22 protein-coding genes are annotated in these 18,231 nt (G+C 57.4%); 8 read left to right on the top strand and 14 right to left on the bottom strand.

The annotated features are described in order from the left end of the window. Positions 1-117: 117 nt before the first annotated feature. Genes BLQ16_RS07725 through amaP form a run of 4 tightly spaced genes read right to left on the bottom strand, consistent with a single transcriptional unit; the run spans position 118 to position 2,629 of the window. Positions 118-1,098, bottom strand: a complete 981-nt coding sequence (locus BLQ16_RS07725; protein WP_091792165.1) for an Asp23/Gls24 family envelope stress response protein — start codon at positions 1,096-1,098, stop codon at positions 118-120. Between the two features lie 56 nt (positions 1,099-1,154). Further along, positions 1,155-1,634, bottom strand: coding sequence for an Asp23/Gls24 family envelope stress response protein (locus BLQ16_RS07730; RefSeq protein ID WP_091792166.1), 480 nt, complete (start codon positions 1,632-1,634; stop codon positions 1,155-1,157). 51 nt (positions 1,635-1,685) lie between these two features. Then, positions 1,686-2,060 carry a DUF2273 domain-containing protein gene (locus tag BLQ16_RS07735; RefSeq protein ID WP_091792167.1) on the bottom strand — a complete coding sequence of 125 codons (375 nt, stop codon included), beginning with the start codon at positions 2,058-2,060 and terminating at the stop codon, positions 1,686-1,688. An 8-nt stretch (positions 2,061-2,068) separates the two neighbouring features. Further along, complete coding sequence (gene amaP, locus BLQ16_RS07740; protein WP_091792168.1) at positions 2,069-2,629, bottom strand: alkaline shock response membrane anchor protein AmaP; 561 nt, start codon at positions 2,627-2,629, stop codon at positions 2,069-2,071. A gap of 391 nt (positions 2,630-3,020) precedes the next feature. Here amaP and BLQ16_RS09675 point away from each other — a divergent pair, with 391 nt between their 5' ends. From BLQ16_RS09675 to BLQ16_RS07750, 3 genes are all read left to right on the top strand, one after another. Next, a complete protein-coding gene (locus BLQ16_RS09675) occupies positions 3,021-3,164 on the top strand; it encodes a hypothetical protein (RefSeq protein WP_159428043.1) in 144 nt (47 codons plus the stop codon). A 73-nt stretch (positions 3,165-3,237) separates the two neighbouring features. After that, a complete protein-coding gene (locus BLQ16_RS07745; protein ID WP_091792169.1) occupies positions 3,238-4,737 on the top strand; it encodes a DUF1538 domain-containing protein in 1,500 nt (499 codons plus the stop codon). A gap of 2 nt (positions 4,738-4,739) precedes the next feature. Next, positions 4,740-5,390, top strand: a complete 651-nt coding sequence (locus BLQ16_RS07750; protein WP_091792170.1) for a P-II family nitrogen regulator — start codon at positions 4,740-4,742, stop codon at positions 5,388-5,390. A gap of 72 nt (positions 5,391-5,462) precedes the next feature. On the opposite strand, the gene BLQ16_RS07755 is transcribed toward BLQ16_RS07750, so the two are convergent. From BLQ16_RS07755 to BLQ16_RS07780, 6 genes are read right to left on the bottom strand one after another with little or no spacing between them, the layout of a single operon-like run. After that, the gene (locus BLQ16_RS07755; protein WP_091792207.1) at positions 5,463-5,663 is read right to left on the bottom strand and encodes a DUF951 domain-containing protein; all 201 of its coding nucleotides are present in this window, start codon (positions 5,661-5,663) and stop codon (positions 5,463-5,465) included. Between the two features lie 23 nt (positions 5,664-5,686). After that, complete coding sequence (locus BLQ16_RS07760) at positions 5,687-6,736, bottom strand: mechanosensitive ion channel family protein (protein ID WP_091792171.1); 1,050 nt, start codon at positions 6,734-6,736, stop codon at positions 5,687-5,689. A gap of 12 nt (positions 6,737-6,748) precedes the next feature. Then, the gene (locus BLQ16_RS07765; RefSeq protein WP_091792172.1) at positions 6,749-7,432 is read right to left on the bottom strand and encodes a hypothetical protein; all 684 of its coding nucleotides are present in this window, start codon (positions 7,430-7,432) and stop codon (positions 6,749-6,751) included. A 13-nt stretch (positions 7,433-7,445) separates the two neighbouring features. Further along, the gene (locus tag BLQ16_RS07770) at positions 7,446-8,678 is read right to left on the bottom strand and encodes a BaiN/RdsA family NAD(P)/FAD-dependent oxidoreductase (protein ID WP_091792173.1); all 1,233 of its coding nucleotides are present in this window, start codon (positions 8,676-8,678) and stop codon (positions 7,446-7,448) included. An 8-nt stretch (positions 8,679-8,686) separates the two neighbouring features. Continuing rightward, positions 8,687-9,592 (bottom strand): ParB/RepB/Spo0J family partition protein, encoded by a 906-nt coding sequence (locus tag BLQ16_RS07775; RefSeq protein WP_159428044.1) that lies wholly within the window; start codon positions 9,590-9,592, stop codon positions 8,687-8,689. Then, on the bottom strand, positions 9,579-10,340 hold the full coding sequence (locus tag BLQ16_RS07780) for a ParA family protein (RefSeq protein ID WP_091792175.1): 762 nt from the start codon (positions 10,338-10,340) through the stop codon (positions 9,579-9,581). Before BLQ16_RS07780 ends, BLQ16_RS07775 begins: the two co-directional genes overlap by 14 nt. A gap of 430 nt (positions 10,341-10,770) precedes the next feature. On the opposite strand from BLQ16_RS07780, the gene BLQ16_RS07785 reads away from it, so the two are divergent. The 5 genes from BLQ16_RS07785 to BLQ16_RS07805 all read left to right on the top strand — a co-directional run bounded on the left by BLQ16_RS07785 (position 10,771) and on the right by BLQ16_RS07805 (position 13,097). Beyond that, positions 10,771-10,986, top strand: a complete 216-nt coding sequence (locus BLQ16_RS07785; protein WP_091792176.1) for a DUF1659 domain-containing protein — start codon at positions 10,771-10,773, stop codon at positions 10,984-10,986. A gap of 31 nt (positions 10,987-11,017) precedes the next feature. Continuing rightward, entirely contained in the window at positions 11,018-11,248 is a 231-nt protein-coding gene (locus BLQ16_RS07790; RefSeq protein ID WP_159428045.1) for a DUF2922 domain-containing protein, read from the top strand. 88 nt (positions 11,249-11,336) lie between these two features. Next, complete coding sequence (locus BLQ16_RS07795) at positions 11,337-12,059, top strand: peptidoglycan recognition protein family protein (RefSeq protein ID WP_159428046.1); 723 nt, start codon at positions 11,337-11,339, stop codon at positions 12,057-12,059. Then, positions 12,052-12,465, top strand: a complete 414-nt coding sequence (locus tag BLQ16_RS07800) for a hypothetical protein (protein ID WP_091792179.1) — start codon at positions 12,052-12,054, stop codon at positions 12,463-12,465. Before BLQ16_RS07795 ends, BLQ16_RS07800 begins: the two co-directional genes overlap by 8 nt. A gap of 218 nt (positions 12,466-12,683) precedes the next feature. Continuing rightward, entirely contained in the window at positions 12,684-13,097 is a 414-nt protein-coding gene (locus BLQ16_RS07805) for an RNA polymerase sigma factor (RefSeq protein WP_091792180.1), read from the top strand. Positions 13,098-13,220: 123 nt separating this feature from the next. Here the strand turns inward: BLQ16_RS07805 and BLQ16_RS07810 are convergent, their stop codons facing one another. From BLQ16_RS07810 to mnmE, 4 genes are all read right to left on the bottom strand, one after another. After that, positions 13,221-14,099, bottom strand: a complete 879-nt coding sequence (locus BLQ16_RS07810; protein WP_200781896.1) for an NAD(P)/FAD-dependent oxidoreductase — start codon at positions 14,097-14,099, stop codon at positions 13,221-13,223. Positions 14,100-14,226: 127 nt separating this feature from the next. Beyond that, positions 14,227-14,961, bottom strand: coding sequence for a 16S rRNA (guanine(527)-N(7))-methyltransferase RsmG (rsmG, locus tag BLQ16_RS07815; RefSeq protein WP_091792182.1), 735 nt, complete (start codon positions 14,959-14,961; stop codon positions 14,227-14,229). After that, positions 14,951-16,858 (bottom strand): tRNA uridine-5-carboxymethylaminomethyl(34) synthesis enzyme MnmG, encoded by a 1,908-nt coding sequence (gene mnmG, locus BLQ16_RS07820; protein ID WP_200781897.1) that lies wholly within the window; start codon positions 16,856-16,858, stop codon positions 14,951-14,953. The genes rsmG and mnmG overlap by 11 nt, the downstream gene beginning before the upstream one ends. A 5-nt stretch (positions 16,859-16,863) precedes the next feature. Next, positions 16,864-18,228 (bottom strand): tRNA uridine-5-carboxymethylaminomethyl(34) synthesis GTPase MnmE, encoded by a 1,365-nt coding sequence (mnmE, locus tag BLQ16_RS07825; protein WP_091792183.1) that lies wholly within the window; start codon positions 18,226-18,228, stop codon positions 16,864-16,866. Between the last annotated feature and the right edge of the window lie 3 nt (positions 18,229-18,231).

Below are 18,231 nucleotides of genomic sequence, written 5' to 3' on the forward strand. Positions count from 1 at the left end.
CTTACAAGACGCAACCCCAAGTCCATGGCTGCTCCTTGTAAGGCAAATGGTTTGCATTCAAACAATCAAACGGGGACTAGGCAGAAAAAGCGCCCCGAAGGGCGCTCCTCTTATCGTTTAAAAGTTGCCTTGGTAGCCACCTTGCGGGGCTGGTCCGCCAAAGCCTTGGGGGCCCTGCGGTGCCTGACGGCCGGCATAGCCACGCCCATCGGGGCGGCCGCCGCGGCGGTCGTCATAGCCTTCCGCATAGCGGTTGATGTAGCGTTCCGGTTCCCGTTCGTAGGTGTTAAACCGACTTTGGGCAGCCCGTTCAAATTCTTCCCGGGTCATCACGTCAATGACTTCAACGTTTAATTCCACCAACTCCAGGCCGGTCATGACCGACAACTGACGGCCGATGTGGCTGCGCAGTTTACTGAAGATTTCCGGTGCCGGTGCGCCGTATTCCAAGATGGCTTTCAGGCTGACCACCACCTGGTCACCGCCGATTTCCACATCAACGCCCTGTTTGGGGTCGGCGCTGTTGTTTTCATCGCCCATGATGTTCCCGGCCAAGCCGCTGATGATGTTGCTCTTTAGGGCCAAAATGCCTTTAATTTCACGGGCGGCAATGCCGGCGATTTTTTCGATGACATTTTCAGCGAAGACAAAGCTGTCTTCATGGGGGCGTTCGTCCACATCTGCGGTGGCTTCATCGATTTTGTCGCCGATGAAGGCCTTGCCCTGGGCAGCTTTTTCTTTCAGGCTTTCTGCTGCATCGCCGGCTTTTTCTTTAACGGTGTCAGCCGCTTGGCCGGCCTTTTCCTTAGCGGCTTCAGCGCTTTCTTTGGCTTTTTCGCCAGCCGCTTCCGCCTTATCGGAAGCCTTGTCCTTCCGGCTCTGATGGTCCGGATTGCCGCCTTTTTGGTTGGCGATGGGGGTCCCTTGGGCGGCCGGTGCCAGTTTCGGGTCTACCGGGTCGTTAATTTCACAAGAACCGCCGGGGGGAATCAAGGGGTTGTTGCCTTGGCCATCGCCATTGCAGCCACTCTTTAGGTCCGTATGTGCGCGCAATTCATCCATTTTTTCCATGGATTTTTTCTGTTTTTTATCTGCCATAATGGGCTCCTTCCTTATACTAAAGGGATTTTTCTGCGATGCCTTTTCTCTTTGCTTTAATATGCCCGGGGCGGATTGCCCTGGCGGTAAGCGTTATTTTCACGGCTGTCCCGGCTCTGTTTGTCGTACTCTTTCCGGGTCATGACGTCCACCACGCGGACGTTCAGCTCCCGCAGGTTCAGGCCGGTCATTTGCTGCAACTGAGACCGGACCCGGTCCTTCATTTCAGCAAAGATTTCCGGTGCGGACGCGCCGAATTCTAAAATTAGTTTGACATCAATTGAAACGTCCCGTTCCTTGACTTCGGCGGAAATCCCCTTGGTCACATTCGGACCGGAGGTAAAGTTTTCCGTAATTCCGGTCATGAAATTGCCCTTCATATCAAGTATACCGGGAATTTCACGGGCGGTAATGCCGGCAATTTTTTCAATTACCGAGTCGTCAAAGGAAAGGGTATCTGTATAGGCTTGTCCTTCCAGTTCATCTTTATTGTAGGCATCCGGCAAATTCGCCGGGTTCATTTTTGCTTCAGACATAATGGCCTCCTTATTCGGTACGCTGTTTCAGGTCTTTATTCAATGGTTTATTTAAAGGAATCGATTGAGCAGTTTATAGATCAGCGGATTGCCATCGCGCCAACCGCCGTAAAGATAGGCAATTGCCACAAATATAACCCCTAAGAGGGTATAGCCAAAACCAAAAACGGCAATGGATAGGGCCAAAAGGATGGCGACAAAAATGCTCACAATGGTGTGCCGCCGCCTTGCCCATAAGGCTTTTGCCGCCGGGCTTTCCAACTGCCGCACCAACCAGCTCTTGGAAGGGGGTTCCGGCGCCCGGAGACCAGCATTTTGTGGCTGCCGTCCCGGCTGCGGATAGGCCTGCGAATAAGCGTCAGGATAGGCGGATTTCGGCGGTGGGGCAGGCGCATCGTAGCGATCCCAGTCAATTCCGTTGGACATAATCTCACCTACCTGTTCTTTGTCTGTGTCGAGTTCTCTGCGTCATAAAAGCTGATTTGGACATCTTCCACAGGTAAGCCGGTCAGGGTGGTAATTTCCCGACTGACCCGCTCCTTAATGGCTTGTCCATACTGGTCCAAGTTGGCACCCCGGCGGATACCGCAGTCAATTTTTGCGCGAATGCTCGGCTTGTTGCCGTTTTTTAGATCCATCCGGACTTCGCTTTCTTCAATGCCGTCATAATCGGCCAAGGTGGATTGAACCGCGCCGGTAATGGCTTCCTCGCTGATTTCTACCTGACCGTCGTCATGGTTAAAGGTCAGCCGCCGGTCTCGCCGGCGGGCAAAAAGGCCCTTCAAGATCAGATAGAGCCCCACCAGGGCCGTGACCGCTGCCAGTGTACAGGTCAGGTAAAAGCCTGCATAAAACATGTTGTCCGTGAGACCAAGGCCCTGCGCCCAATACCGGTCGAGGTACATATATTGGTAGATGCCAAAAAAGGTCCCGGCCGCATATAAGACAACAAAAAGGCCCAAAATAAAGCTTAAAATTTTACTTGCTCTTCGCACATGCTCACCTCCGCATCAAGCTGCTTTGCGCATTGATGTTTATTTTTTTCAATCTGTCTGTCCTTGTCGTCCGGACAATTATAAACATAACCAATATAGAAGGGTTATAAACATGCCTTAAAGGATAAATTTACCGCCATCCCCTAAAGCCGGGGTCTAAAAAGGTCCCTTATAAAAATCCCTTCATCTTATAAGGGCTGGCCGGAGAAGGCCTTGCCCGGCTCAATATTTAATTTAATCTTGACCCAGATGGCCCGCCCGCAAATTTTTTTGCACTATTTTTCGTTTTTTGACGCCTTTTTGGTTTAAAGACCGCTAAGACGGGTACTTTTAACATAGAGCATTTAACGCTTATTCGTAAACATTGCAAAAACCTGAAGGAGGAACTCCCATGTCCTTGGACAAAGATGCTATTGAAAAAGACCCAACCAGATTAACTGAAGGTCATGAAGAAGAAGATTTAGATACCTTAAAAGGTGGCGCAACAGAAAATGTTGAAGGCGCCAACTTGGATACGGATAAAGCCGGCAAATAATCTGTACCGGTATGAATAAGGGCGCGCCGTTGCCGGCGGCCCTTTTTTTCTTATTGCGAAGGGGGGATGCGCTTTGGGCGTACTTTTATCGAAATTATCCGAAACGGTGATGGCCGTGGTGCCGGTGAGCATCTTGGTGCTGATTTTGCATTTTACGGTGGCACCCCTGCCCGGCCGTGAGCTAATCCATTTCCTTATCGGTGCTCTTTTCATCATCCTTGGCCTGGCCATCTTCCTCCTGGGCGTTGATTTGGCGGTTACCCCGGTGGGAACCCATGTCGGCGGCGCCCTGGCCCGGCGCCGGAGCCTGCCGCTGATGATGGGCGTCGGCCTGGTGCTGGGCTTTTTCATCAATGTGGCTGAGCCCAACCTGCTCGTCATTGCCAGCCAAATCACCCACGCCACCGGTGGAATCATCAGCGTGATCTCCGTGGTCCTCCTGGCCTCCATCGGTGTTGGCCTGATGATTGCCCTTGGCCTCTTGCGCATCATTATGCAATGGGCGCTGAACAACCTCCTGCTCATTTGCTTCGGCGTGATTTGCCTCTTGGCGGTTATCTCCTCCAACGATATGCTGGGCATTGCAACGGATACCAGCGGTGCCACGACCGGGTCTATGACGGTGCCCTTTATTTTAGCCCTGGGCATCGGTGTCAGCCGGGTCCATGGTGGGAAAAAAGCGGAAGAGGACAGCTTCGGGCTGGCCGGTTTATCCACCGCCGGGCCGATGACCGCGGTCATGATCCTGACCCTTGTCAAGGGCTTGACCGATGTCTCCGGCGATATCCCTGAAGCCGCAAGTGCCCAGCCGGACCTTCTGCCCTACTTGCTGGGCGTCTTCAAGGGGGTCCTGGTTGATGTGACCAGTGCCATTGTTCCCTTGGTCATCATCACGATTTTAGCCCAGTACACCCTGCTGAAGCTTTCCAAACGGGCCTTTTACCGTATTTTAATGGGTTTTGTCTATACTTTTGTCGGCTTTATCCTCTTCCTGACCGGCGTCAATGCCGGTTTTATGAACGCTGGCAAGGTCATCGGCCAAACCTTGGCCGGCCAATCGGTCCCCCTGGTTATCCTGGTCGGCTCGGCCATCGGGCTCCTGGTTATTCTGGCCGAGCCTTCCGTCCACGTCCTCTGTGCCCAAATTGAGGACATCACCGCCGGTACGATCACGAAAAAGCTGATTTTAACGACCCTGGCCATTGGGGTATCCCTGGCCCTTGTCCTAACCCTTTTGCGTCTGGCCACTCCCGGTGCCCAGCTCTGGTATATCTTATTACCGGGCTACCTGCTCTGCATGCTGCTGAGCCGTCTGACGCCGACCCTTTTTGTGGGCATGGGCTTTGACGCAGGCACTGCCGCTTCCGGGCCGATGACGGCCACCTTTATCTTGGCCTTTGCCCAGGGCGCGGCGACGGCCTGGAAGGGCACGGCCGGTTTGATTGATGCCTTCGGGGTCATCGCCACGGTTGCTTTAATCCCCATTCTTGCTGTACAATTGTTGGGGATTATTGCCACTCGGCCTAAAAAGAGGCCCTCGCCTGTCATTTCGCCAGAAGCAAAGGAGCGGTAATCATGGCTTGTCAATTTAACTTAAATGTGGTTTTTTTAGACCCAAAAGACGATAAACGCGCCTTACTTGCTGCGGCTGAAGTGGGCATTTCCGGCGCAACGGTGCTCTATGGCCTGGGCACCAATGCCAGTAAGTTGCTGAATATGTTGGGCATTGATCAACTGCGCAAAGAAATCATGCTCTTGGTGGCGCATGAATCCTTGTCCGAGCCCTTTCACAAAGAGCTCCACAAGGCCCTGGAACTGAACAAACACGGCCACGGATTGGCCATTACAATGCCCTTGGTGCGCGTGCTCGGTTTAAATGAGTTAACCGGTGAATGTTGGAAAGGAGCAGGCAGTATGGAACATGAGCTGATCACCATCATCGTCGACAACGGCCGGGCGGATGACATCATCGCCGCCGCACGAAAGGGCGGCGCCCGTGGGGCGACGACCTTACACGGCCACGGCACCGCCAGCGATAAGGCGGCCAAATTCTTTAACCTGGAAATCGAACCGGAAAAAGAGGTCATTCTCATCGTGGCGGCAGCTGATGAAGCGGAAAAGATCATCAGCGCTGTCCGTGCCGTCCACGAATTTGAAGGACCCAACAGCGGCGTTCTCTTTTCCGTGGACGTCAGCAAGGTGACCGGTCTTTTCAAACCGACTTAACCGATAATGCAAAAATTCCCCGTCATGCCTGAATGCATGACGGGGAATTTTTTCGTTATAGGCAAGGCCTTGTTAGGTCCGCGGCTCACGCGGTGCCTGATATATCACTTTTTTAATCATTTTTTCAAACTTCGGCCGTGGGAGCCAGATTTCATGGTCACAGCCCTGACAGCGAATGCGGAAGTCCATTCCGCGGCGCATGATCCGCCATTGGTCGCTGCCGCAGGGGTGTTTTTTTTTCACCTGCACCACATCGCCCACCTGTAAATCCATCGGCAAGGTTGCCACCTCCCCTTTCAATCAACGGCATCCGGGCTCGACTCCTCCGGCGGCCCTGCCGGTTCCTGGTGAATTACCAGCTGGTCATAGGGAATGCCGATGCCGCGGTCATCCAAGATCTCTTTTAAAATAGCCCGCAATTGACGGGTATGGACCCAGTGGGCCAAGTAGGTAGACGTAAAGGAAATCCGCCACATAACGGCACTGGCCTCAAAGGCATTGACGCCTAAGAGGTCTGCCGGGCTATAGAGGTCTTCGCCCGGCTCAGCTTCATTGTTGAACCGGTCACAGGCCTCGGCAAGGGCCTGACGGGCCGTCAGGTTATCGCATTCATAGGGCAGGGGGATGTCAAATAAAACCACGCTCGGGTATTTTGAATAATTGACCACCGCATCGACCATCCCGTTGGGGATGAAGACCGTTTCCCCGTAAGCGGTGCGGATCGTGGTGGACCGCATGCCCACGCTTAAAACCTCGCCTTCAAAGTCTGCCAGCTTAACCCAATCGCCCACATCATAATGGCGTTCAATCAGGGTAAAAAGGCCGCTGACCCAGTCCTTAATGATGCTCTGCGAGACAAAGGCAATCAGCACACCGGCAATCCCGGCCCCGGCAACCATGCCGCGAATATCCACGCCGATGATACCCAGAACGCCCATCAGGGCAATGAAGAGCATAAAGTAATTGAAAACGCTTTCAATCAAATGCCCCGCCGTACTCAGCTGGACGCCGCCGGCAGCAGAGGCGGCCCGTTGCTTATTGCGCAGGAGCCGGCGGATTAAAAAGCCGCCTACCCGCCAAATCAGCCCGACGATGACCAGCAAGACCAGGATCCGGATCCCATTCAAGAGGTAAAGGCTCAGCCGGTCCGGGGTAAAGAAGTGGGCTATAAGGCCCAGCTGGTCTTTAGCCGCGTCGGCGCCGGCACTGGCGGCTTCCTTGGCCACTTCCGTAGCGTCTTCAACCTCCGAATCATCCGCCGCCCAAAGGGGCTTCCCGCCTCCGGCCATGCCGGCTATAGAAAGCGCCAGCACCATTAAATATAGCTTTCGTAAAATAGTTTGCATGCAAACAATCTCCTATAGGAAGGGGGCCTGGCCGCCGATAAAGAAGTCCACCAAAAATTTAAGGACCGGCAGGAAAAAACTGTCTTCCGCCGCCGTCCCGGCCGCCGTGCCCACCCCGAAGGTCATGGTCGCCAGGGTAATAAAGCCCAGGAGGACCAGGGACAGGCAGGCACTGACAAAGGCCCCCAAAAAGGCATCAAAGGTCAAAAGGAAGGGGACCTTTTTCAGCAGCCGGTAAAGCAGGTGGCCGATGACATATAAGATCAGCAGGGCCGCCGCCCAAACCAAAACAAACAATAAAATACGCCAGCAGGGGACCGACAGCACATGGGCCACATGGGTGTAAACGCTTTCAGTTACCTGAGCGCTCTGGGCTTGAATTTGATCGTTCAGCCGGTCACTGAAACTGCCGGGCAGGGGAAGGGCGGAAATAGTCTCCCGCAGGCCTGAGGTATCAAAGGCTTCCTCGCCGCCTTCCCGGTGGTGGAGGTAGTTCTCAATTAACTTCTGCACCTGGGCCCGGCCGTTAATATGCCGGTTCACGGTTTTTTCAATGCCGTCAATCTGCCGCCAAAGCCCGTAAAATATCAATAAACCGCCGACCCAACCGCCCAATCGACGAAAAAATCCCTTTCGATAACCGCGCATCAGGGCCAAGGCAATGACCCCGACGACAAAAATATCCCAACCGGTCAATGTATCCTCCTCCTTATCCGGCAAAGGCGGCTGCCGACCGACCGGCCAGCCGACCGCTGGCCCAGGCCCATTGCAGGTTATAGCCGCCGCAGTCGCCGGTAACATCCAGCACTTCTCCACAGGCAAAGAGCCCGGGCACCAGCCAGCTCATCAGCGTCTCCGGGTCAAAATCCGCCAGGTCAATGCCCCCTGCCGTAACCTGGGCGTCCTGGTAGGGGCGCAAGCCGGTCACGGCTAGCGGGTAATTTTTAGCCAGGGCCGTAAAGGCCTGCGGCATATCCGCCGGCAAGGCCGCAGCCCCATCGGTCATTTTGCCGGCATAGAGCCGCCGCATCAGGAGAAGTCCCAGGGGCTTGGGCAAAAGGCCGGCGGTAAAGGCGGCCACCGGCTGCCATCCAAGGCGGTCCATCCGCAGAGCCAGGTGAGCCTCCAATCTTTCTGCAGGCAGGTCCGGAAAGAGGTCGAGATGCAAACGTATGTTCTGCCCCTCCAACCGCTCACCAACCGCATGGGCCAGGTCAAAGGCCACCGGGCCGCTCAAGCCATCTGCGTTAAAGAGGACTTCCCCGGAAGCATCCGGCCGGTCCTGGGAGGCCTTGAACCGGGCATCCACCCACCAGCGCACCCCCTGCAGGCCACGGATGGCCGCTTTTTCCGTACAAATTGGGCAAATGGCCGGGTGGCGGGGCCGGGAGACATGGCCAAGGGCCTCTAAAAGGGCATAGCCGTCGGTGGTGCCACCCAGCTGGGGTGCCGCCTGGCCACCGCAGGCCACAATAACCGTCCGGCCTTCCACCGGGCCAGCCGGGCTGTCAACCCGGAAGGCCCCGTAGCCGCCGCTGATCCCCGTCACCCGATGGTCCGTCCGCAGGGCAACCCCCCGGTGGGCCGCCCACAAGCGGAGGGCATCGGCCACCATGCCGGCCTTTCGCGCATAGGGGTAGACCCGGTCACGGTCATCAATATAGGGCGGCAGGCCCAGGTCGGTGAAAAATTCCACCGCATCTTCATCGCTAAACTGGGCCAGGGCGGGAGAGAGGGCGTAGGGCGTGTGACTATGGTAATGGACCGGGTCCAAACCGCGATGGGTAAAGTTACACCGGCCGTTGCCGCTGGCGGCAATCTTCCGCCCCAGCCGGGCGCCTGCCTCCAAGAGGACCACAGAAGCGCCCGCTTCCGCGGCGGCAATGGCCGCCATAAGCCCTGAAGCGCCACCGCCGACAATGACCACATCCGCTCGTTCCATAAGGCCTCCTAGTGCAATTGCTGGTGCAAAAGCTCTAAAATCCGCGTTAAATCATCTTCACTGTAAAACTCAATCTTCAGCTCACTGACCGGGCCCCGCTTGTGGATCCGCACCTTGGTCTGTAAATTTTCACTGAGCTGGCGGCTGATTTCTTGATAAACTTCCTGTCCTTTAGCGGCCTTGGCCGGCTTTTTCCGGTCCGCGTCCGGTTTATTCCCGTCCTTCAGGGACCGGGCCAATTCTTCCACCTGGCGGACCGAATAACCCAGCTGGGCCGCCTCCAGGGCCAAAGCAACCAGGTCCGCCGGATCCGGAATGCCCAACAAAGCGCGACCGTGCCCGGCCGTCAGCCGCCCCTCGGCCAGTAAGGCCAGGACCTCTTCCGGCAGGTCCAAGAGCCGGACCATATTGGCCACATGGGCCCGGCTTTTGCCCACCGCTTCCGCCACCTGGGCGGCACTTTGACCGGTATCCGCCATTAACCGGGCATAGCCCTGAGCCTCTTCCAAGGCATTTAAGTCTGCCCGCTGAATGTTTTCCACCAGGGCGATGGTCGCCATGGCCCGGTCATCCAATTGACGGACGATGGCCGGAATGGTCTCCAGGCCGGCTATTTTTGCCGCCCGCAGCCGCCGTTCCCCGCTCACCAGCAGGGTATCGTCCTCCCGGCGGACCACCAAGATGGGGGACAAGACCCCTTCCCGGCGGATGGAGTCTGCCAAGTCGGTCAAGGCTTCCTCGTCAAATTCATGCCGCGGCTGCCAGGGGTTTGGCAGGATATCCGCCAGGGGCAGGTCATAAACCGCCTCACCAGCAGCCCCTTCATCGCCCTTTTTCAACTTATCAATATTCTCGTTTAAATCCGGAATCAGCGCGCCCAAGCCGCGGCCCAGGCCGCCCTTAGTTTTCGACACGGGAAATAACCTCCTTCGCCAACGTCTTATAGGTCCAGGCCCCCTTGGAAAGCCGGTCGTACTCAAATATGGTCTGCCCGTAAGATGGCGCCTCAGACAAGCGGACATTGCGCGGAATCAAGGTCTTAAAGACAAGGGGCCCAAAAGCCGTCCGCACCTCGTCCACCACCTGCTTGGCCAGCCGCATCCGTCCGTCGTACATGGTCATCACAATCCCAAAGAGGCGCAGCGACGGATTGCCGCCGGCCTGGATCCGCTGAACCGTTTCCATCAACTGGCTCAGCCCTTCCAAGGCATAATACTCGCACTGGATGGGGACCAAAATCCCATCGGCCGCCATCAAGGCGTTCACCGTCAACAAGCCCAGCGACGGCGGGCAGTCAATTAAAATCACATCATAGGCCGGCGCAAAGGGCGCCAGCAGCCTTTTCAACTGCAAGGTCCCCTCTTCCAGGGACCCCAGGTCCTGCTCGGCCGCCGCCAAATTGATGTTCGCCGGCATCAGGTCCAAGTAGTCCCGGACGCCCACCTGCCGGCAGTCCTCAGCTTCGGCGGTTCCAACCAGCCCTTGGTAGACGGTGGTTGCCAGCCCGTCTTTATCGATGCCCAGGCCGCTGGTCGCATTGCCTTGCGGGTCCAGGTCGATCAAGAGGACCTTTTTCTTTGCCCGCGCCAAAGCCGCCGCCAAATTGATGGCCGTCGTGGTTTTTGCCACACCGCCCTTTTGGTTGACCAATGCCAATATCATGAAACCGCCTCCTTATCTAGGCCATTATACCACAGCCGCCCGGCGCAATCATCAATTCCCTGCAAACTTCCCCTGTTTCACGTGAAACAGGCCCAGCCGACCGCCCATTTTCTTCCAACTGTTTCACGTGAAACAAAAAAAGAAGGCCGATATCCATCGGCCTTCTTTTTTGAAAGGGTCATGCAATGACGAAATAAAACGAAAGGAAGTTTAACCACTGCTTATATTATAGCACAAGATTGCCTTAATGCAAGAATTTTTAAGAGAAAGTTGATCGAAAAATAACCGTCTTCTAATCCTGATTCGGGCGAGCATCTTATGCCTATTTCCCCAGAAAAAATATTTGCCCTTGCCCGGTAAGCAAAAGGCCAGTTTTTTCCTTAAGGTAGTGAGGGGGCTTTCCCCCAACTGATAAAAGGAGGTGATTTCAATGGCTCTCACTTTATCCGGCAAACGCTTGCGCATTTCTATGAACCTTGGTGAGGAGGCGGGCAAAAAGGTCCTGCGGTCCCGTACTTTTTCCAACATCAACACCGGGGCAACAGATACGCAATACTATGCCGCCTGTGAAGCGCTGGCCGCCTTGCTGAACGGAACCAGCGAGCAGTTCAGCCTGATCAGCGAAGAAGTCCTTAGCCAGGGCTAAGTGGTCTCAATGATGAAAGGAGGTGAATCCCTTGGCTCAACAAAAATCCCTTGTCTTAACCTTCATTAAGGCAGACGGTAAAAAAGCCAGCATGACCTTGTCCGATCCAAAGACGGACTTGACCGCCGATACGGTAAAAACCATGATGGAAAAAATGGCCGCCAGCACCGTCTTTAAAAGCGGTGATGCCATTTTTACCAAGGCGCATATGGCACAGTTGGTCACCCGAGAGATGGCAGACTTGTACGTCGCTGCCAACTGATGGGTCTACCCTTGCGGGGCATTTGCCCCGCTTTTTTCGTAGCTTTTTTCCTATCTCTTAACTTAACTCCTATGAAAGGATGATGATTATGCTCCATTACCAAAACGGCATCATTACCGATGACAGCATTGCCGGCGTCCCCCTTGAACGGGCCATTATCGCCGCCGATGCCAATCCCCATGTCCGCACCGGCATCCCCCTCCAGACCATCCGGGGCATCACCAACCACAATACGGGCAATCCGGCGCCGACGGCGGATGCCCGGGCCCATGCCCATTGGCTGGCCGGCGTTGAGGCCCAGGACAGCGACTACATTGGCGCCCATTTTTTTGTGGACGGTGACCGGATCGTGCAGACCCTGCCCATCAATGAAGTGGCCTGGCACGCCGGTGACGGCCAAGGCCCGGGCAATATGACCACCCTAGCCATTGAGATCTGCGAAACCACCCCCCTGGCTGCCGCAGAGGCCAATGCCCTGGTCTTAAATGCGGCCCTCCTGATTGACCACCCGGACTGGCAGATTTATAAGCACCAGGACTGGAGCGGGAAGTATTGCCCGCGGCGCATTTTAGCCGAAGGCCGCTGGCCGGCCTTTGTTGAGGCCATCCGGCAAAGGGTGGCCCAGCTCCAGAAAAGCCCCCAGCCGCTGCCCGATGATGCGCCTTCGCCCTGGGCAGCGGACGCCATCCGCTGGGCCAAGGCCACCGGTCTCTTGCAGGGCCGGAGCGAGGGGCCGGCCTATCAAGCGCCGGCAACCCGTGAAGAAGTGCTTACCTTTCTCTACCGACTCCAGGCCGGCGACCATGCCTGAGCCGGATGCCTTTGCCGATAGGCCCGGACCCGCTTCTCCGCCCATGCCGGCGGCAGATGAAGCCGTCCGGGAGGCCGCCTCTCTCAACTGGCACTGCGGCCCCTTGCCGGACCCGGACGACTTGGCGGCCTATGAGGCCCTTGCGCCCGGCACGGCCAAGGCCCTCATCAAATCGGCCTACGATGCCCTTTGCCGCCGGGATGCCCTCTCTGCCATGCGGCTGCAATACGCCGCCCGCCACGACATGGCCGAGCTGGTCCTGACCTTTTTACTGGCCATCTTGGCCGGTGCCGGCGGCTTTGATTCCCTGAACCAGGGGGACCTGGCCACAGGCCTGACCCTTTCCGGCGGCTCCTTGTCCACCATGGCCCTGGCCCTCCTTCGCCGCCGACAGAGGCCCCACTAATTCCCCACTAACTTGCGACCATCCTGCCCCCAGGGGCCGACAGATCGCCAGCTAACCCGCCACTGTAATATACAAACATACGTTCTATTCTTGTCATAGACAAGCGCCTGTGCTTGACGCAGGCGCTTTTTTTATGCAGAAAGGACGTTTGCCGATGCCACGGGCCCCGCCTGTCTCCTTTTTGACGGTTCTGCAAAAGACGCAAAAAGGAGACGAATATGAAAACCATCTATGTTCAAAAGCAAGCGGTTGAGGTCAGCGAGGCCATTTACAAGGCCTATTGGCAGGCCAGCGAACGGGAACGCTACCAGAACCGGCTGGCGGCGGACCGCACTTGGACCATGAGCGATTTACAGGCCGCCGGCGTCCCCCTGGACGCCCTCGACGCCTTTGCGGTGACCAGCAGTGAAGGGGCTTTCTTCGCCGATCAAAGCCGGTCCCGGCTGATGACCGCCTTGGCTACCCTGCCGCCGGACCAGGAAGAGCACTTGTGGCGGCTGGTCCTTGGCGAAACGACAGAGCGTGGTCTGGCCGCTGAACTGGGCCTTTCGCCGGCCACCGTTCACAAGCGAAAAAAGCGGGCCCTGACCACCCTCCGCAGCCTTTTGGAAGGAGAGGAAGAGGACCTTTAACCGCTGACCCGGCTAAGGGGCCCTCCTAAAAAGCGCCACAAACGCACAACAAAGCCCCGAAAGGCGCCAACAAAGCCTTTCGGGGCTAGTATTTTTTTATTTTAGAGAAAAGACGTCGGCCGCTTAGCCCTTACAGGCCAGGATCCCGGCCTGGCAGCCGTCAGCAACAGCGGTGGCGATTTGCTTAACGCCCTTTACGCGAATGTCACCGGCAAAGAAAAGGCCCGGCCTGCCGGCAGCCAAGTCTTCCGCCAGGAAAGTGTTGTCAAGGGTGGCAAACGGCGCCAAAAAATCCGAATTGCCATTTTGCCCGATTTGCACATAGACCTCAATGCCTGCTTCATCGCTGATCCGGTCGCTGCCCAAGTCAACAGCGGTACAGAGGCCCTCGGTAAGGGTCAGGTCTTTTACAGCGCAGTCGGTGTGGACAACAATATTGTCCGCCGCTTCAATCTGACGCTTAAACTCGTCAATGCACATTAAGGCCGGCTGATTTTGCACCATGTGGACCGTCTTGGCAGACTTGGCCAGGTAAAGGGCCTCCTTGGCGGCCCCGTCTGAGCCGCCATTGATGACGACGGTCTTGCCGGCAAATTCATCCTCCCTGCCCAGGGGCCAATGCTTGCAGCTAAAGCCCTCCGGCAGGTCAAGGGGCAGTTCTTTCAAGCTGGAGCCGGTGGCGCAAATCACTTTTTTGGCGGTGTGGTGGCCGGCCGGGGTTTCCAGGCGGAAGCCGTCATCCGTTGCCGCCAGGGAAACCACCTTTTCATATTGAACAGGAATGCCCGAATAAGCCAATTGGTCGGCCAGTCTTTGGGCAAATTCCGGGCCGGTTTCGCCGTCAGCGACGCCGGCAAAATGGCTGACCTTGGACACATTGGCCACCAGGCCGCCGATCTTTTCTTTTTCCAAAACGAGAATATTTTTTCCTCTGGCTTTTGCATAGAGGGCGGCGCTGACCCCAGCCGGACCGGCGCCGATAACAATAATATCATACATCATAAAAACTCCTTTCCCCCTTATTATCTTCTCAAAAGTTACCTATGGCAAATATAAATTTATTATTCCAGGCTTAAAGGGGACTTGTGGGCAGCAAAAAAACGCCTTCCTGGGGGAAGGCGTCATCCGGTCAAGAAGGGTCCCTTTTCTGGGGGACCAGGGGCCGGTTCCGCATGGCCTTGGGGCGGCGGGGGTAGTTGGCCGGGGTTGTCGCGGTTTTATCAAACCGCCAGAGCCGCCGGTCGTCTCCGCCGGGAAGGGTGTAGGCAAGGGTATCCCGGTAGGTCCCGCCTAAGGTGCCCGCGGCGCTGACAATATCCGCCAGGGTCCCTTCATCGCCGGGCCCCTTCAGGACGGCCACCAGGCCGCCAATCCGCACAAAGGGCAGGGCATACTCTAAAAATCCCCCCATTTGGGTCACCGCCCGGCCGGTTGCCAAATCAAACCGCTCCCGGTAGGCCGGGTCATGGCCCAGGGCTTCCGCCCGGCCGTGAAGAGCCCGGACCCGGTCGGACAGGCCCAGGGCGCCTGCCAGGGTCCTTAAAAAATCCACCCGCTTTTGCAGGCTGTCCAAGAGCAGGATTTCCCAATCCGGCCGTAAAATAGCCAGGACCATGCCCGGAAAACCGGCACCGCTGCCGATGTCTATGAGCCTTTGCCCCGGTTCATTGACATAATGCAGGACCAGGGCCGAATCAATAAAGTGCTTTTCCAGGACCTCCTGGGGCGCCGTGATGGCCGTCAGGTTCATGTGCTGGTTGGCCGCCCGCAAGCGGGCATCGTACTGCAAAAATTGGGCAATTTGCCCATCGGTCAGGGGCAGGTCAAGGTCGGCAAAGGCCCGGTACAAGGCTTCAGCGGTCATGATTTCCTCCTTGCAGGCAGGCGGCTTTTTTCAAGCCGACCAGCAAAACGGTAATGTCCGCCGGGTTGACGCCGGAAATCCGGCTGGCCTGGCCGACGGTGAGGGGACGGATTTGGCTGAGTTTTTCGCAGGCTTCCTTGCGCAGGCCGGTCACCCGGCTGTAATCAAAGTCTGCCGGCAGCTGTTTGTTCTCTAATTTTTCCAACCGGGCCACCTGGTCTTCCTGCTTGGCAATATAGCCCTCATATTTAATGGCCGTTTCCACTTCCCGCCAAATCCGGGCCGGCAAGCAGCCGTCACCGTAGCCTAAGGCCAGCAAGTCCCGGTAGCCGATTTCCGGCCGTTTTAAGAGGGCCAGGGCCGTTATTTTTTGCTTTAGGGGGGTGCTGCCCCGGTCGGTTAAGAGGACGGCCAAGTCGGCATCTGCCGGCGACACATCGACGCCCTTAAGGCGGTCCTTTTCCGCAGCGATTTGGTCACAGTCCGCCTGGAAGAGTGCCCACTTGTCGTCATCAATCAGGCCCAGGCGGCGGCCGTAGGGGGTCAGGCGGAGGTGGGCATTGTCCTGCCGCAAAAGGAGTCGATATTCGCAGCGGGAGGTCAGCATCCGGTAGGGCTCCCGGGTCCCCTTGGTGATGAGGTCGTCAATTAAAACGCCAATATAGGCCTCATGCCGACGGAGCACAAAGGGCGCCTTCCCCTCCAGGCTGAGGACGGCATTGATTCCGGCCATAAGCCCTTGGGCGGCGGCCTCTTCATAACCGGAGGTCCCGTTCATCTGGCCGGCAAAGTAAAGGCCCTTGACCGACTGACATTCCAGGGTCGGGTAGAGCTGGGTCGGCTCGATTAGATCGTATTCAATGGCGTATCCGGCTCGGACCAGTGTGGCATGGGCCAGGCCGGGCACCGAATGCACCATTTGCTCCTGAACGTCAAAGGGCAGGGAGGTTGCAAAGCCCTGCATGTAGTAGAGGGTCGTGTCCAAGCCTTCCGGCTCAATAAAGAGCTGGTGGCGGCTTTTATCGCTGAAGCGATGAATCTTATCCTCAATGGAGGGGCAGTAGCGAGGCGGGGCCCCGGTGACCAAGCCGGTCTGCATGGGCGACCGGTGCCAGTTGTCCCGGATGATGGCATGGGTGTCCGCTGAGGTATAGGTCAGGTAGCAGGGCCGCTTTTCCAGGCCGTTGGCGGCCTCGGACCAATGGGAAAACCGGCGGTCCGGCGCGTCCTCAGGCTGGACGGCCATTAGCTCCCGGTCCAGGGTCCGGCCGTCCACCCGGGGCGGGGTGCCGGTTTTAAACCGCATGGTGGCCAGGCCGGCATCTTCTGCAATAGACCGGGAAAGCCCCTGCGGGGATACCTGACCGCCCGGTCCGGCGTTTTTAATCAGGTCGCCGATGATGATCTGCCCCCGTAAATAGGTTCCGGTGCAAACAATCACCCGAGGGGCCTGCCAGGCGGTCTCGTATTCATCGACCACCCCTTGAACGGCGCCGGCCTCAATGATGAGCCCTTCCACCACCCGTTCCAGGAGGGTGATGTTCGCCTCTTCCTGTAAGCGCTGGCGCATGTAGGCCCCGTAGCGCGGTTTGTCGACTTGCGCCCGAAGGGCCTGAACGGCCGGCCCCTTCTGGGTATTCAGGAGCCGCATCTGAATGTCGGTGGCATCAGCGGCTTCGCCCATGACCCCGCCCAGGGCATCTATTTCCCGGACCAGGTGCCCCTTGGCCGGTCCGCCGATGGAGGGGTTACAGGGCAGGAGGGCGATGTGGTCCAGGCTCAGGGTCAACAAGAGGACCTGCTTCCCCATATGGGCGGCGGCAAAGGCCGCTTCAAGCCCGGCGTGCCCGGCACCGACAACGATCAGGTCGTACTTTGCTTTCATCGTTTCAGTCATTTGCCTCACTTTCCTAAGCAAAACTGTGAAAATATTTGATCCAGGAGGTCATCGGCAGCGGTGTCCCCGGTGATAAGCCCTAAAACTTCCCAGGCATGCTGCAAATCAATAACCAAAAGATCATCGGATACCCCCATGGCCAGGGCCTCTAAAAAGTGTCGAAGGTCCTGTAAGGCCGTTTCCGCCAAGCTAACTTGACGGGCATTGGTCAAGTAAAGGGCATTTTCAGCGGCCGGCGCTTCCGCCAGGGCAGCTTCTTTTAACGCCCTTCCCAGGTCGTCAATCCCGGTCCCGGCCAGGGCGCTGGTGCGCACAGCCGGCCAGGGCAGGTCCGGGCTGGGCATGTCGGAAAGGTCCACCTGGTTGATGACCAAAAGCCCCACCTGGTCCCGGTGGTCCTCTATAAAGGCCCGGTCCACCGGCTGGAGGCCCTCCGGCGCCGCCAGGCAATAAGCGATAACATCGGCGCCACGGACGATATCCTTGGCCCGGTCCACCCCGATTTGCTCCACCAGGTCATCGGTTTTGCGCAAACCGGCCGTATCAATCAGGCGCAGGGCCAGGCCATCCACTTGGATGTTGGCCTCTACCGAATCCCGGGTGGTGCCGGGAATATTGGTCACAATGGCGGTATTCCTGCCGGTCAGGGCATTGAGCAGGGAGCTTTTGCCCACATTGGCACGACCGCACAGGGCCACGGTGATCCCGTCCCGGTAAAGGCGGCCCCGGGTTGCCGTCCGGACCAAGTCTTCCAGGTCATGGGCCAGGCCCTCTGCCCGGTCCCGGTAGGCGGCCTTGTCCAGCCGGTCAATGTCATCTTCCGGAAAATCCAGGTCCGCCTGGATGTAGGCAATCAATTCTAAAATGGCGGCGCGGAGCCCGTCCACCAGTTCTTCGGTCCGGCCCGATTTCTGCCGGGCGGCCAACTTCAAGGCCCCGTCACTCTTTGCCTCCACCAAGTCCATAATGGCTTCAGCCCGGCTCAGGTCGATTTTTCCATTTAAAAATGCCCGCCGTGAAAATTCTCCGGCCTCAGCCGGACGCGCGCCACGGGCGCAGGCCTCCCGCAATACTTCGCCCACCGCCACCGGGCCGCCGTGGCACTGGACTTCCACCACGTCTTCACCGGTATAGGTCCGGGGTCCATGCATGACCATAAAGAGCGCTTCATCCAAGCGGTTGCCCTCCCGGTCGTGGACCCAGCCGTAATGAATGGTGTGAGAGGCAGCCCGGGCAATCATCCCCCGGCCGCCTGCCAAACCGTCACCAATGGCCAGGGCCTCATCGCCGGAAATCCGGATGATGCCCACCGCCCCCTTACCCGGTGCGGTGACGATTTGGGCAATCGTCTGTGCTTCATGGATAGGCAAAGT

Source organism: Peptococcus niger, assembly GCF_900101835.1.
In the GTDB taxonomy this organism is placed as follows: Bacteria; Bacillota; Peptococcia; order Peptococcales; family Peptococcaceae; genus Peptococcus; species Peptococcus niger.

Coding starts and splice junctions, on each gene's coding strand:
- BLQ16_RS07755 (WP_091792207.1), bottom strand. CDS start 5,663: ATGGATTTACAGGTGGGCGATGTGGTGCAGGTGAAAAAAAAACACCCC.
- BLQ16_RS07770 (WP_091792173.1), bottom strand. CDS start 8,678: ATGGAACGAGCGGATGTGGTCATTGTCGGCGGTGGCGCTTCAGGGCTT.
- rsmG (WP_091792182.1), bottom strand. CDS start 14,961: ATGACCGCTGAAGCCTTGTACCGGGCCTTTGCCGACCTTGACCTGCCC.
- BLQ16_RS07730 (WP_091792166.1), bottom strand. CDS start 1,634: ATGTCTGAAGCAAAAATGAACCCGGCGAATTTGCCGGATGCCTACAAT.
- BLQ16_RS07735 (WP_091792167.1), bottom strand. CDS start 2,060: ATGTCCAACGGAATTGACTGGGATCGCTACGATGCGCCTGCCCCACCG.
- BLQ16_RS07785 (WP_091792176.1), top strand. CDS start 10,771: ATGGCTCTCACTTTATCCGGCAAACGCTTGCGCATTTCTATGAACCTT.
- BLQ16_RS09675 (WP_159428043.1), top strand. CDS start 3,021: ATGTCCTTGGACAAAGATGCTATTGAAAAAGACCCAACCAGATTAACT.
- BLQ16_RS07750 (WP_091792170.1), top strand. CDS start 4,740: ATGGCTTGTCAATTTAACTTAAATGTGGTTTTTTTAGACCCAAAAGAC.
- BLQ16_RS07780 (WP_091792175.1), bottom strand. CDS start 10,340: ATGATATTGGCATTGGTCAACCAAAAGGGCGGTGTGGCAAAAACCACG.
- BLQ16_RS07760 (WP_091792171.1), bottom strand. CDS start 6,736: ATGCAAACTATTTTACGAAAGCTATATTTAATGGTGCTGGCGCTTTCT.
- mnmG (WP_200781897.1), bottom strand. CDS start 16,858: ATGACTGAAACGATGAAAGCAAAGTACGACCTGATCGTTGTCGGTGCC.
- BLQ16_RS07725 (WP_091792165.1), bottom strand. CDS start 1,098: ATGGCAGATAAAAAACAGAAAAAATCCATGGAAAAAATGGATGAATTG.
- BLQ16_RS07800 (WP_091792179.1), top strand. CDS start 12,052: ATGCCTGAGCCGGATGCCTTTGCCGATAGGCCCGGACCCGCTTCTCCG.
- BLQ16_RS07795 (WP_159428046.1), top strand. CDS start 11,337: ATGCTCCATTACCAAAACGGCATCATTACCGATGACAGCATTGCCGGC.
- BLQ16_RS07805 (WP_091792180.1), top strand. CDS start 12,684: ATGAAAACCATCTATGTTCAAAAGCAAGCGGTTGAGGTCAGCGAGGCC.
- BLQ16_RS07810 (WP_200781896.1), bottom strand. CDS start 14,099: ATGATGTATGATATTATTGTTATCGGCGCCGGTCCGGCTGGGGTCAGC.